Annotated in this window: 10 protein-coding genes; 3 read left to right on the forward strand and 7 right to left on the reverse strand. The window is 62.7% G+C overall.

The features are described 5' to 3' along the window. Positions 1-26: 26 nt before the first annotated feature. The 3 genes from prfB to rpmE form a co-directional block, all read right to left on the reverse strand. Positions 27-1,175 (reverse strand): peptide chain release factor 2, encoded by a 1,149-nt coding sequence (prfB, locus tag AAAX31_RS03630; protein WP_195521201.1) that lies wholly within the window; start codon positions 1,173-1,175, stop codon positions 27-29. Then, the gene (secA, locus tag AAAX31_RS03635; protein ID WP_195521202.1) at positions 1,175-3,982 is read right to left on the reverse strand and encodes a preprotein translocase subunit SecA; all 2,808 of its coding nucleotides are present in this window, start codon (positions 3,980-3,982) and stop codon (positions 1,175-1,177) included. Before secA ends, prfB begins: the two co-directional genes overlap by 1 nt. Positions 3,983-4,328: 346 nt before the next feature. After that, complete coding sequence (gene rpmE / locus AAAX31_RS03640; RefSeq protein ID WP_006235303.1) at positions 4,329-4,754, reverse strand: 50S ribosomal protein L31; 426 nt, start codon at positions 4,752-4,754, stop codon at positions 4,329-4,331. A gap of 305 nt (positions 4,755-5,059) precedes the next feature. Between rpmE and AAAX31_RS03645 the strand changes: the two genes are divergently transcribed. The 3 genes from AAAX31_RS03645 (at position 5,060) to AAAX31_RS03655 (ending at position 7,773) form a co-directional block, all read left to right on the forward strand. After that, positions 5,060-5,347 (forward strand): ACT domain-containing protein, encoded by a 288-nt coding sequence (locus AAAX31_RS03645; RefSeq protein WP_006235289.1) that lies wholly within the window; start codon positions 5,060-5,062, stop codon positions 5,345-5,347. 77 nt (positions 5,348-5,424) lie between these two features. Further along, positions 5,425-6,843 carry a citrate synthase gene (locus AAAX31_RS03650; RefSeq protein WP_217108036.1) on the forward strand — a complete coding sequence of 473 codons (1,419 nt, stop codon included), beginning with the start codon at positions 5,425-5,427 and terminating at the stop codon, positions 6,841-6,843. Positions 6,844-6,930: 87 nt separating this feature from the next. Continuing rightward, the gene (locus AAAX31_RS03655; RefSeq protein ID WP_217108037.1) at positions 6,931-7,773 is read left to right on the forward strand and encodes a Cof-type HAD-IIB family hydrolase; all 843 of its coding nucleotides are present in this window, start codon (positions 6,931-6,933) and stop codon (positions 7,771-7,773) included. Positions 7,774-7,891: 118 nt separating this feature from the next. Here AAAX31_RS03655 and AAAX31_RS03660 read toward each other — a convergent pair whose 3' ends face one another. The 4 genes from AAAX31_RS03660 to AAAX31_RS03675 all read right to left on the reverse strand — a co-directional run bounded on the left by AAAX31_RS03660 (position 7,892) and on the right by AAAX31_RS03675 (position 14,364). Beyond that, positions 7,892-8,686 (reverse strand): HAD family hydrolase, encoded by a 795-nt coding sequence (locus AAAX31_RS03660; protein WP_217108038.1) that lies wholly within the window; start codon positions 8,684-8,686, stop codon positions 7,892-7,894. 206 nt (positions 8,687-8,892) lie between these two features. Then, the gene (locus AAAX31_RS03665; RefSeq protein WP_349076199.1) at positions 8,893-10,713 is read right to left on the reverse strand and encodes an adenine deaminase C-terminal domain-containing protein; all 1,821 of its coding nucleotides are present in this window, start codon (positions 10,711-10,713) and stop codon (positions 8,893-8,895) included. A gap of 384 nt (positions 10,714-11,097) precedes the next feature. Next, positions 11,098-12,309: a tyrosine--tRNA ligase gene (gene tyrS / locus AAAX31_RS03670; RefSeq protein ID WP_006235283.1), complete on the reverse strand. Its 1,212-nt coding sequence runs from the start codon at positions 12,307-12,309 to the stop codon at positions 11,098-11,100. Positions 12,310-12,405: 96 nt separating this feature from the next. After that, positions 12,406-14,364, reverse strand: coding sequence for a U32 family peptidase (locus AAAX31_RS03675; protein WP_349076200.1), 1,959 nt, complete (start codon positions 14,362-14,364; stop codon positions 12,406-12,408). Between the last annotated feature and the right edge of the window lie 31 nt (positions 14,365-14,395).

Consider the following 14,395-nt stretch of genomic DNA (forward strand, 5'->3'; position numbering starts at 1 on the left):
GCATCGGCTTGAAGCCACCCGATGTTTTAGACCTCCGAGCCTTCTGCATCGGCGTTGCCGGTAGCCCAGCGATGGTAGCCAATAACAAACGGGTCCAGGTCGCCATCGTCAAGGACGGCCTCGACATTGCTGGTCTCCACGCCCGTGCGTAAGTCCTTGACCATCTGGTACGGGTAGAGCACGTAGCTGCGAATCTGGTTGCCAAAACCAATCGTGGTCTTGGGTCCGCGGATCTCATCGAGCGCCTCGGCGCGCTTCTCGAGCTCAATCTCGTACAGGCGAGCCTTGAGGATCTGCATGCACGCGGCCTTGTTCTGAATCTGGCTGCGCTCGTTTTGGCAGGTGACCACAATGCCGCTGGGAAAATGCGTCACGCGCACGGCGGAGTCGGTGGTGTTGACGCCCTGACCGCCCGGGCCGCTCGCGTGGTACACGTCCACGCGGATGTCATCGGGACTGATCTCGATGTCGATATCATCGGGTAGCACGGGGATGACCTCGACGCCGGCAAACGTGGTCTGGCGGCGCTTCTTGTCGTCGGTGGGGCTAATGCGAACCAAGCGGTGGACGCCGGCCTCGGCGCGCAGCATGCCAAATGCGTCCTTGCCCTCGACGGTAAAGGTCGCACGGTCAATGCCGATGACCTCGGCCGCGGGACAGTCGTTGATGGTGACCTTCCAGCCGCGACGCTGGCAGTACTTCATGTACATCTTAAAGAGCATGAAGGTCCAGTCCTGGGCCTCCAGACCACCCTGTCCGGGCTTGATGGTCACAATGGCATCGCCGTGATCGAACTCACCGGTAAACCAGCTCGAAAGCTCAAGCTCATCGATGGCACGGGCCAGGCGCTCAGCCGTGGCTGCAGCCTCCTCGCGAAGGGCGGCGGCGTCGGGGTCATCCCCCATCTCCTCGGCAAGCTCCAGCGCGGCGCGGGCATCGGAAAGCTCGCCGCGCGCGGTGTCCACGGCAGCGATATCTTCCTTGGTGCGCGCGATCTCCTCCATGGTGGCACGGGCGGCGTCGGCGTCATCCCAAAAGCCAGGGGCAACACTTTTGGCCTCGAGCTCGAACACGCGGGTACGCTTCTCGTCCAGGTGGAGATACGACTCGACCTCACCGAGCCGGTCCGCAAACGCGTCCAGCTCGGCGGGCGTTACCTCTAAAGCCTCAGCCATTAACGATTCCTGCCGTGGCAGTACTTAAACTTCTTGCCGCTACCGCAGGGGCACGGGTCGTTGCGGCCCACGTTGACGTACGGATCGTCGCTCTCGGACTTGCGATAGGTGGTCACCTTGCCACCGTTGTTGACGGCAGCCGGACCACCCTGGACAGCTGTGCGGGCCTGCACCTGCGCCTGCTTGCGCAGCACCGAGCCGCCGTTGTCACCATCGACCTCGGCAGGACCGGAGAAGTGCGCACCCTCGAGCGCGGGCTCCTCCTTGTGCTCCACGGCACGCGGGGCAGCCTTGATCTCGATGCGCAGAACCGTACGCAGGTAATCCTCGTACATGGTATCGACGAGTATCTGGAACGCGCCGTAGGCCTCGGTCTTGTACTCAACCAGCGGGTCGCGCTGGCCAAAGCCGCGCAGGCCGATGCCGGTCTTGAGGTAGTCCATCTCCTGCAGGTAGTTCATCCAGCGGGTATCGATGACGCGCAGCATGACCTGGGTGTTGAGCTCGCGCATCAGGTCCTCGCCCAAGCGCTCGGCCTTCATGTTGTAGCACTTCTCTACGTAAGCCAGGACATCGGCAGCCAGGGCCTCATAATCCTCGTCGGGGAACTTCGGCGTATCGATGTGGCCGGTGAGCTCCACAACCCACTTGCGCAGGCCCTCCAGGTCGCGCTCGCCATCGTGACTGTCCTTGGTGCAGAACTCCTGCACGCAGCGGTACACGGTGTCGTGCATGACTTCGGTGATGTGGTCGGTCAGGTCCTTGCCGTCCAGAATCTTATTGCGCTCGGCGTAGATGACCTGGCGCTGCTTGTTCATGACGTCGTCGTACTCAAGGACGCTCTTACGCATGGAGAAGTTGATGCTCTCGACCTTGTGCTGGGCGCTCTCGACGGCCTTGGAGATGATCTTGTGCTGGATGGGCATGTCGTCGCCCATGTCGGCCGTGACCATCATCTTGGAGACGCGGTCCATCTTGTCGCCGCCGAACAGGCGCATGAGGTCGTCCTCGAGCGACAGGTAGAACTGGGTCTCGCCCGGATCGCCCTGACGACCGGAGCGGCCGCGCAGCTGGTTGTCGATACGACGGGACTCGTGGCGCTCGGTTCCGATAACGGTCAGGCCGCCGGCGGCAAGCACGCGCTCGCGCTCGGCCTTGCAGGTCTCCTTGGCCTCGGCGTTAAACTGCTCGAGCTGCTCGGGCGTCACGTCCTCCATGGTCAGGCCCTCGTACTCAAGGCGCTCGCGCACCAGCTCGTCGGGGTTGCCGCCCAGCAGGATGTCGGTACCACGACCGGCCATGTTAGTAGCGATGGTCACGGCGCCGTAGCGTCCGGCCTGGGCAACAATGTGGGCCTCGCGCTCGTGATGCTTGGCGTTGAGAACCTCGTGCGCGATGCCGCGCTTGGTAAGGGCGGCGGACAGCTTCTCGGAGCTTTCGATGGAGACGGTGCCCACCAGGACCGGCTGTCCCTTGGCGTGACGTCGCTCGACGTCGTCGGCAACGGCGTTGTACTTGGCCTGGATGGTACGATATACCAGGTCCTCGTGGTCCACGCGCTGCACGGGCTTGTTGGAGGGGATGACCTCGACGGGCAGCTTGTAGATCTCGCGGAACTCGGCATCCTCGGTAAGTGCCGTGCCGGTCATACCGGAAAGCTTGTCATACAGACGGAAGTAGTTCTGCAGGGTGATGGTGGCCAGGGTCTGGTTCTCCTCGCGTACGAGCACGCCCTCTTTGGCCTCGATGGCCTGGTGCAGGCCCTCAGAATAGCGGCGGCCCTCCATGATGCGGCCGGTGAACTCGTCGACGATCTTGACCTCGCCGTTGGTGACCACGTACTGCTTGTCGCGATGGAACATGTACTGGGCCTTCAGCGCCTGCTGCAGGTGGTTGACCAGCTGGCCCGAAAGGTCGGCATAGATGTCCTCGATACCCAGGCGGCGCTCGATCTTCTTAAGGCCGCGCTCGGTGGCGGCAATGGTGTGCTTGGCCTCGTCCATGACATAGTCGCCCGTGGGCTCCACGTCCTCGGTGGCGGTGAGCATGTCGTGCGACACGTCCTCGCCGCGCTCAAGGCCGCGCACGGCACGCGCGAAGTCCTTGTAGGTGCTGGCGGACTTGGTGCCGGCACCCGAGATGATGAGCGGCGTTCTGGCCTCATCGATCAGGATGGAGTCGACCTCGTCGACGATGGCGTAATGGTGGCCGCGCTGCACGCGCTGCTCGGGACGGGTGACCATGTTGTCGCGCAGGTAGTCGAAACCGAACTCGGAGTTGGTGCCGTAAGTGACGTCTGCCTGGTAGGCCGGGCGCTTGAGCTCGAGCGGCATGTTGTTCTGGAGCAGACCGACGGTCATGCCCAGGTACTTGTAGATGCGGCCCATCCACTCGGAGTCGCGCTTTGCCAGGTAATCGTTGACGGTAACGACATGCACGCCCTTGCCGGCGATAGCGTTGAGGTAGCCGGCCAAGGTGGAGACGAGCGTCTTGCCCTCGCCGGTCTTCATCTCGGCAATATGACCCTCATGAAGCGCCATGGCGCCGATGAGCTGTACGTCAAAGTGGCGCATGCCCGTGATGCGCTTGGAAGCCTCGCGCACGGTGGCAAAGGCCTCGGGAAGCATGTCGTCGAGCGACTCGCCGTTGGCGTAACGCTCGCGGAACTTATCGGTCTGGGCGCGGAGTTCCTCCTCGGTCATCTTCTCAAACTGGGGCTCAAGACCGTTGATCTGGTCGACGATCTTGTAGTAGCGCTTAAGGTCCTTATCGGATCCAAAGGACAGCAGCTTTGACATGAATCCCATGTGGTTTTCCTTTTTGGCCATCGCCCACGCCGTGCAGCTGCGGGCGAGTTAAACACAGATGATTGTACTTTAGCCAAACAAGGCGCGGCCTATACGGTCGACCTCGACCGCCACGTAATAACTACGACCCGACCGACCTGCCAAAAAGGGACTGGTTTATTTTGGCAGGTTTTATCTGGGAAAACGCCGTCACTCTGCCATTTGGTGCAAACCAACCCGTCCCCTTCGCACCAATCTGGTGCAATGGGAACGGGTTAGCCTGCACCAATAAAAAGAAAAGGGCCGCGCACCCAAACGGATGCGCGGCCCTTATGCCATGAATGCGAGTGATTCCGCGGCGAGCTATTTACTCAGCAGCCTCGGTAGTCTCGGCCTCGGCAGCGGCCTCCTCGACGGGAGCCTCTGCGGGAGCCTCGGCGGCCTGCTTGGCAGCCTCCTCGGCAAACTTAGCAGCACGCTTGGCCTTCTCGGCAGCCTTAGCCTCAGCGGCGGCCTTGCGAGCGGCCTCGGCCTCAGCAGCCTTGGCAGCCTTGGCAGCCTTGGCCTCCTCGGCCTTCTTGAGCTGGGCGGCAGCGGCGCCACCGAACTTGTCGGCGAAGCGCTGGACGCGTCCACCGGTGTCGACGAACTTCTGCTGGCCGGTGTAGAACGGGTGGCACTCGTTGCAAAGCTCAACCTTCATCTCGGACACGGTAGCGTGCGTCTTGAAGGTGTTGCCGCAGGAGCACGTCACCGTGCACTCGACATACTGGGGATGGATACCCTGCTTCATGGTAGGACTCCTTATTGGTCAGGCGCTGGTTACCGATCAGCGCATAAGGCGTCTTGGTTTCCGACCAAGACAACAAACTCGGCTATGGTACCACAGCGCCGCGCGTCCCACAAAAGGTTCACGGTCTTTGTGCAACACGGCGTGGCCAACCGCAGCGGACACGCACCCTGTTGCCCCTTCTCCCATGTTGCAGACGTGTAACGCCGCAGTAAGCACACCCCTTTTGGCGCCAGACAGGTACAATGATGAACACTGTACCGTAGCGGAGCGCCCGCGCGCGCCGCAACCACGCGAAAGGGTTTCCCATGGCCGAGATCTCGTCCTCCCGTATCGTCATCACCGTCCTTGGCAAGAACCGCCCCGGCATCGTCGCCGGCGTCACCCGTGTCCTGGGCGAGGCCAACGTCGACATCCGCGACATCACGCAGTCCATTATCGAGGACATCTTCACCATGACCATGCTGGCCGATACCGCCGAGTCCAAGCTCGACTTCGCTGAGCTGCAGAAGGCCCTGGCCGAGGCCGGCGAGCTTTCGGGCGTCAACGTGTCCATCCAGCGCGAGGACGTCTTTAACTTTATGTACCGCCTGTAGCGAACAAGCCGCTGGGGATAGCCTGACGCGCGCATGCCAATGCAAGCCACCCCGATGCGGCCCGGAGAGGAGCGCGCATGGCCTACGACGCCAAGAAAATCTATTACCGCTTCGATGACCACTTGAGCCGACTGGTTCTGGATTACGAAGCAAGCCGCCAGATTTCGTCTGAGAGTGAAAGCCTCTACCACGGCCTGCCGACCGACCCTTATGACGAGGACCTGTTTGTCGAGCACAATGTCAAGCGCGGCCTGCGCAATGCCGACGGCTCGGGCGTGGTCGCGGGCCTCACTCGTATCTCGGATGTGCACGGCTACAACAAGGTCGACGGAAAGGTCGTGCCCGATCAGGGCAAGCTCACGCTTCGCGGCTACAGCATCGAGGATCTGGTCAACAATGCCCAGGCGGAGAATCGCTACGGCTACGAAGAAGTCGCCTATCTGCTTATCACGGGTTCGCTGCCCAACAAGGAAGAGCTCGACGGCTTCTGCGAGCGCCTAGGTGCCTTTAGACATCTGAGCGACGAATACGTCCGCGAGTTCCCCATGACCACGGTGTCGTCGAGCATCATGAATGTGCTTCAGCGCGCCGTGCTGCTGCTCTACGCCTTCGACGCCGAGCCCGACGCCATTACACCCGAGCACGAAATCGACGTCGCCATCTCCATGCTCGCCCGTCTCCCCCGCATCGCCGCCTTCGCGCATATGGCCTCGGTCGCCAAGCGCCGCGGCTCCGAGGTTCATGTACCGCACCCCACACCCGGCCTCTCCACCGCCGAGACCATCCTGCAGGTGTTGCGCGGCGGCATGGCATTCACCCGCGACGAAGCCATGCTGCTCGACGTGATGCTCATGCTGCATGCCGAGCACGGCGGCGGCAACAACTCCACGTTCGCCTGCCGCGTGCTGTCCTCATCGGCCACCGACCCGTATTCCGCCTACGCCGCGGCTATCGGCTCGCTCAAGGGCCCGCGCCACGGCGGCGCCAATGCCAAGGTCGTGTCTATGCACGAGGACATCCGCGCGCATGTCTCCAATTGGGAGGACGAGGACGAGGTCGCGGCCTACCTGGGCAAGATCCTCGACAGGCAGGCCTTCGACGGCACGGGTCTCATCTACGGTATGGGCCACGCCGTCTACACGCTGAGCGACCCGCGTGCCGAGGTGTGCCGTCGTTACGCGCGCACGCTTGCCGCCAAGAAGGACCTGGGCGAGGAGTTCGCGCTCATCGAGCGCATCGAGCGCCTGGCACCGCAGGTGATGCGCGACCACGGCATGACCAAGCCCATCTGCGCCAACATCGACCTGTACACGGGCTTTATCTACAAGATGCTCGGCGTGCCCGAGACGCTCTTTACGCCGCTATTCGCCGTCGCCCGCATGGCCGGCTGGTCGGCGCACCGCATGGAAGAGCTCTTCTGCGCGCACCGTATCATCCGCCCCGCCTATCGTCCGGTGATCGAGCCGCTGGAGTACAAGCCGCTCGCCGACCGCTAGGACGCGGACCGTTATAGAACTCGAGCGTGGTCAGGGCATCACCGCCCTCGGCCACGCTTTTTATGCCAGTAGAAAGGGCTGCATCGAATGATTGTGTTTTCCGATATGGATGGAACGCTGCTGACGAGTGATAAGCAGATGAGCGACGCCACCTGGGCGATGCTCGACGAGCTTGCGCGCCGCGGTGTTGAGTTTGTGCCCTGCACGGGGCGCCCGCTGTCAGGCATCTTTGAGCCCATCCTCGCCCACCCCGCCGTACACTACGCGGTCTGCGCCAACGGTGCCAGCGTCTGGCAGCTCGACGCCGGTACGCCCATCGACGCCTCGCGCGCCACGTGCATCTTGAGCCGTCCGCTCGACCGTGGCATTGCCCACCGCATCCATCGCATTGCCGCCGGCCACGATGTGACCTTCGATATCTTCGCGGATGGGCAGTGCTTCCTCCCCCGCTCGCTATACGGGCGTCTGGATGAGTTCTGTGGCGGCGACCCCCACATCGCGGCTTCGCTCAAGCGCACACGAACACCGATCGACATGGATATCGACAGCAAGATCGACGAGGTCGAGACGCTCGAACGCATCGCCATGTACTGGCACGACCCGGCCGATCGCGACGCCATCGCGGCGGCGCTCGACACGCTCGAAGGCATTGAGGTCACGCGTTCGTACGCCATGAATATCGAGGTCATGGGCGAGGGCGCCACCAAGGGGACGGCCCTCACGTGGCTATGCGAGCACTTGGGCGAGCGTCTCGCCGACGCCTGGGCGTTCGGCGACAACATCAACGACATCCCCATGCTGCAGGCAGCGGGCCACGGCATGGCCATGATCAACGCCGAGCCCGAAGATCGCGAGGCCGCCGACGCCATCACCGAATACGACAACGACCACGACGGCGTCGCCCGCACCATCATGGCCGCCCTCGCCTAGTCATTGATCAATCATTGGGGACATTCTTAAACGACTAGTCACTGGGGACACTCTTCGCAAAAAGCTGCAAGGACTGTCCCCCACTGTCGGCAGAAAAGGAACGTCCCCATCTGCCGGATTAGGAGAGACTCTCCAGCACGCGACGGAGCTCATGCTGAACGGCGTGGTCGCGGTTGCAGCCTACGACGCGATCGGCCACCGCCTTGAGCGCGGGGCGCGCGTTTTCCATCGCGCAGCCCGTGCCGACAAAGCGAATAATCTCGTAGTCGTTCATCGAGTCACCAAACGCCATGACCTCGTCGCGTCCAATGCCGTAATGCTCCGCGAGCTGCGCGATACCCGAGGCCTTCGACACACCAGGCTGCATGGCATCGATCCACGCGTTGCCCGAAGGCGCAAAAGTAAAGAGCTGACCAAGTTCGCGCTGTAGCACGTACGCACTGTCCATAACCGCACTGTCGTCGCAAAAGATACTCGCTTTGATGATATTTACGTTGGGATCGGGCAGCTCCCAAATGCGCTCGGCATTGGGAAGGTCCTTATCGACCTCACGCACGAACTTGCACTCGTCATCGAGCAGGAAGGACTTGGTTCGGTCAAAGAGCGCAAGATGCAGATTGGGAAACGTCCTGACGGCCTGGGCGAGCCTTCGAATCGCCAGGTGGGAATACACCTCACGGTCTACCATCTTACCGTCGGCGTAGACCTGGGCGCCGTTAGCGGCGACAAAGTCCATCTTGTCGCGAACGGGCGCAAAGAACTCGCACAGGCGATCGTAGCGACGACCTGACGATGCGGCGAAATGCACGCCATGCTCGTGTAGCGCCAGAATCAGTTCGTAGGTCTCAGGAGGCACCTGGCCGTTTTCGTCAAGCAGTGTGCCGTCCATATCGGATGCAATCAGTTTAAACATAGAAAAGCTCCCTTCGGGCTTGTTGGAATCAAACGCGTATCCGATTCCAACGTACCCAAAGGGAGCTCAAATAAGACTCCGCGGGCGTAAACGTTACAAGGACCTGGCAAATAGCTCACACATGCCAGAGGTCCTACGGTCGCGGCGTCAGGCAGCCCGCCAAAGAGTGTCCCCGATGACTAGTCGTTTAAGAACGTCCCCGATGACTAGTCGGCGTAGGTGAAGGTTGTGACGTCGAACATGCCCTCGGGGCGGATGCGGAGCGTCGGGATGACCGGCAGGGGCAGGAAGATGATGCCCATGATGGGGTCGAGCGGCGGCTCAATACCCATGGCGCGCGCCTTGACCATAAAGTCGTCGTGCTGCGCAGCAACGTCCTCGGCCGTGCCTTCGCTCATAAGGCCACCGAGCGCCAGCGGAATACGCGCCACGACCTTGCCGTTGCGCACCAGCACGTGGCCGCCCTGGCCCACGGCCTCGACGGCAGCCATCATATCAGCCGCGCTGTCGCCCACCACGCACACGTTGTGCGAGTCGTGGCCGATCGTCGAGGCGATGGCACCGCCCGTGATGGTAAAGCCGCGCACCCAGCCGCGACCGATATGCTTGCCGACCAGGCCCAGGCCAGCGGGGCCGTCGCCATCGGCGCCCTCGGCCTGCAGCGACACGCCGCGGCCGTGGCGCTCGATCAGCATAATGCGGCGCAGGCCCTCGGCACTCTCGGGGCGAGCCATACCCGTGATGGCCTTACCCGGCACCACGTCGATCACGGCCTCGCCCGGCTTAAAGGCATAGTCGAACACGTCGAGCGATAGCTTCGGCAGTTTAACGGAAGCGCGCAGCTCATCGGCAAGGGCCGCAACCTCGGCCATCTCGGGTGCAATCTCGCCCACAAAGGTGCCGTCCTGCGCCACCAGAGCACCGGCGGCATAGACACGATGCGGAGCCTTGGCAAACGTCAGGTCATCGAGCAACAGCAGGTCGGCGCGTTTGCCCGGGGCGATCGCGCCACGGAGCTCATGCGGGTCGCGACAGCCGTGGTCCAGGCCAAATGCCTCAGCCGTGGAAAGGGACGCCATAGAGATGGCGACCACCGGGTCGATGCCGGCCTCGATAGCCACGCGGCAGGCGTTGTCGATCATGCCGGTCGCAAGCGCATCGGAAGGAGCGCGGTCGTCGGTCGCAAAGCAGCAGCGGCGGGCACGGGCAGGATTCTCCAGCAGCATCGGAGACAGGTTGGCCAGGTCATGGCTGCACGTACCTTCGCGCAGCATCACGTACATGCCGCGAGACAGCTTGTCGAGCGCCTCCTCAGGAATCGTCGACTCGTGGTCGGCGATAATGCCCGCTGCGGCATAGGCGTTGAGGTCCTTACCGGCAACGAGCGGCGCATGGCCGTCGACCTGCTTGGACGGCGTCTGGTTGGCAGCATCGATGCGAGCACAGGTCTCGGGGTCGGCCATAAAGACGCCCGGCAGGTTCATCATTTCGCCCAGACCAAAGACATCGCCTGGATGCTCGGCAAAAAACGCCTGCATATCGGCAGCCGAAATAACGGCACCGGCCTGCTCGTCGGGCAGCGCGGGCACGCACGAAGGCATCATGTACTTGATGGAGATGGGTGCGCGGCGGCCGTCCTCAATCATAAAGCGCAAGCCGTCGAGACCGGCGACATTGGCAATCTCGTGGCTGTCGGCAATGGCGGTGGTGGTACCGCGCGTCGCGGCCATGCGAGCATACTCGGCGGGACGGATGTTCGAAGACTCGATGTGCAGATGTCCGTCGATAAAGCCGGGGGCGATATAGCGACCCTGGCAGTCAATGACCTCAGTTGCCTCGTAGGTGCCAGCGGCATCGTCGCGACCATCGTAGAGCACGCCGACGATTACACCGTCCTTGACGGCAACGCTACCGGGTGCCACGCGCTGGCCATATACGTCGACAATCTGTGCATTGGTAAACAGCGTGTCGACGGGCACGCGCCCCTCGGCAGCATCGATCACAGACCTCATGACCTCAACGGACATACATACTCCTTTAACTGTAGAAATAACTGCGGAGCGGACGAGCCTTCACCGCAGCAAGCCAACAGCCATTGTATGCCCAAACGATGGGTCAGCAATACGGCCCTCCGTTTAACGGCATCCGCCACTTGGTGCAATGGGGACAGGTTGCTTTGCACCAATGACAAGGAGTGTCCCAAAGTGCCGGCACAAAAGGAACGTCCCCAAGTGCCAACAACGGAAGCGCCGATGTTTTGGCAACGCCAGCGAGCGGGCCGCATTTGAGACAAGGTGACGTGAAACGAAAGGGCGCTGACCTTCTGGTCGCGCCCTTGAAGTTGAACGTCAGATTGTCCAAATGCGGCCCGCGCAGCGTCGGCCGGTCCGCCGTTCGTTAGAACGGCGGAACTAAATCAACTTAAAGCCCTTGCGCTTGCCTACGGAGAGGGTGTCGCCCAGTTTGAGGGCGCTGGGGTCGATGTTGTAGCTCTTGGGAGCCACGGCCTTGCCGTTGATCTTGACGCCGCCGCCGTCGATGTCGCGGCGGGCCTGACCGGCGCTGGCCGAAAGGCCCAGGTCCTTGAGCAGGCCGGCGAGGTAGATCTGGCCCTCGTCGTTGACGGTCAGCTCAACATGCTTCTCGGGGAAGTCGGCGAGCTGGCCCTCCTTGAACACGCGGTCGAACTCGGCCTGGGCCTCGTCGCCGGCACCGGCGCCGTGGTAGGTGTCGCACAGGTCGCGGCCCAGAGCGCGCTTGAGCTCATAGGGATCGGCAGAGCCGTCGGCCAGAGCAGCGTCGATCTTGTCGACCTCGGCCGGGGTGAGCGAGCTCGCCAGGCGGTAGTACTTGCCAATCATCTCGTCGGGGATGGACATGGTCTTGCCGAACATATCCTTGGGCGCGTCGGTCAGGCCGATGTAGTTACCGTAGGACTTGGACATCTTACGGACGCCATCGGTGCCCTCGAGCAGCGGCATGGTGAGCGCAATCTGCGGCTCCATGCCCATCTTCTCCATGAGCTCACGGCCGGCGAGCAGGTTGAAGAGCTGATCGGTGCCGCCCATCTCCACGTCAGCCTTGATCTGCACGGAGTCGAAAGCCTGCATCACGGGATACAGGAACTCATGCAGGGCGATCGGCGTCTGAGACTGGTAGCGCTTGGTAAAGTCGTCGCGCTCGAGAATACGGGCGACGGTGAACTTGGAGCACACCTGCAGCAGGCCGGCAAGGTCCATCGAAAGGATCCAATCGCCGTTGTGCACGATGGTGGTCTTCTCGGGATCCAAGATCTTCATGGCCTGGCTCACGTAGGTTTCGGCATTGGCCTCGATCTGCTCCTGCGAAAGCTGCGGACGGGTGGAGTTCTTGCCCGAGGGATCGCCAATCAGCGCGGTACCGTTGCCGATGATGAGGGTGACGTTGTGGCCCAGGTCCTGGAACTGACGCATCTTGCGCAGCGGCACGGCGTGGCCCAAGTGCAGGTCGGGGCTGGTAGGGTCGACGCCGAGCTTGATGTTGAGGGGCTCGCCCTTCTCAAGCTTCTTGCGAAGATCGGCCTCGGGAACGATCTGCGCGGCGCCCGAGGTGATGATACGCATTTGCTCGTCAACAGACAGCATTGGGTATCCTCCTTTTGCTATAGCACCCTCGCCGAAAACGGCGGTGCTGGAAGTCCATAAACTCTCTTATGATAACAAACTGACGCGACGCGGCACCTACGACAGGAAAATCCTCGTCCTGCCGCACGCGTCGATGGCAACTGGCAGACGTGTACCGTCACGCTCGACCAGATAGCGCACCTGCCGACGACGCAAGCAGTCGCGACAACTGACCTGCCCCGTCGCATCGGTGGTGCAGACGCCCTCGGCGGTCAGTAGGCAGTGCTCGCACACCATAAGCTCGGGACGGTCAGCGTCGACCGGACCCAAGACGCCGGGTTCAGCAGCCAGCTCGGCAATACGTCCCTTATCATTGCTGAGCAACTCGGCAGGCAAGTATACCCGCCCCGCCCCAAGGCCCCGCAGCCAGGCAAGCGTGGCCCGATTCGCGCAGAACACCGGCGCCGCCACGTCAAACGTCACGCCCAGCTCGCGAGCGATCACCACCTGTCCCAGGTTGCGGCAGACGACGCGCCCGGCACGCTGCATCAGTGAGCGGGTCCGGTCAACGTCACCCGTGCGGCACGCCTCGTCAAGCACCACAACGGCGTCGGACAAATCGAGTTCTCCGCGCGGGTCGTCATCCATCAGCTGCCAAGCAAAAACCATGCGAGCGGGAACCGCGCGCTCCACCAACTCCGTCGACGCACCGCCATCCACCGCAACGTCCTCAAAGGGCAGCACCTCAACAGCACGCGCAACGGGCGCAATCGCATTCGCCTCGGCCCGCATGCGCTCCAACACCGCCGCCGTCTGATCCAACACGCCGGCACTGCGAATCAGGTACACCTCGCAGCCCGTGTCCACCTTACGCTTGCAATGCACGACGACGCGCTTCCCCGCTGCGGCATCCACCGGGCAAGGCACCTGCGGCCAGCGCTTGGGCACATCGGGACGCGCGTCGGCACCCGGATAGAACCGAATCTCGAGCGTGTCACCCGCCGCCACGGCGGCATCGAGCTCAACGGTCACCTCTTCGTGGCCCACAGCGACCAAGCGCCCCACGCGCACGCCCTGGTTAATTGCGCGCTCAAAGCTCATCAGCTCGGCACCCGAACGCCCTCGCAGGTACGCATCGGTAAACCCACGGTTAAACGACCTTCCCAGCTCGCGCTCAAGCTCTTCCACGGCACCGGGGTCCCACGCGCCGTCGCACAGTATATCGAGTGCCCGGCGCCACACCCGCACCACATTGAATACGTAATCGGGGTTCTTCATGCGCCCCTCGATCTTGAGCGACGCCACCCCGACATCTACAAGCTCGGGCAGATGCGCAATACCCAGATAGTCACGCGGACAAAGCAGACGGTCCCCTTCGACAGCAACAACACTCTGCCCCGCCTCGTCCACTAAGTCGTACGCCAGACGGCACGGCTGTGTGCAGTCGCCGCGCATCGCCGAGCGCCCACGCCGCAGGGCCGAGAACTCGCACGCCCCCGAATAGCCGATGCAAATCGCACCGTGGCAGAATACCTCGATGGGCACGCCCGTGGCACATAGCGCCGCAATCTCGTCGACCGTCAGCTCGCGTGCCGTCGTCACGCGCTCGACCCCCAGCTCATCGGCGGCAAGCCGCACGGCGCCTTCGCTATGAACGCCCGCCTGCGTGGACAGGTGAATCTCGACCCCGGGAATCGCCGCGCGCAGCGCGCAGGCCAACCCGGCATCGGCGACAATCAGAGCATCGGCGCCCAGCTCCAGTGCATGAGCTCCCAACGCCACCGCGTCGGACAACTCATCGTCAAACACGAACACGTTGAGCGTCACGTACACACGCACGCCATGGGCATGCGCCACGGCGCAGCCGCGCGCAAACTCGTTATCGCTAAAACCGTGCGCACTCACACGGGCGTTAAAGCCGCCCAACCCCGCATAGATGGCATCGGCGCCCGCGGCGATGGCCGCAAGCATCTGGTCGAGTCCGCCCGCCGGCGCCAGCAGCTCGGGCAGCGCCGCACCGACAGCATCCAATCCAGTCTCGTGTTGTCCGCTCGGCCTCATCGCCCGAATCGCCATCGACAAACTCCTTACCAAGGTATGCATTCAC

The organism is Collinsella sp. CLA-ER-H5 (assembly GCF_040092375.1).
In the GTDB taxonomy this organism is placed as follows: domain Bacteria; phylum Actinomycetota; class Coriobacteriia; order Coriobacteriales; family Coriobacteriaceae; genus Collinsella.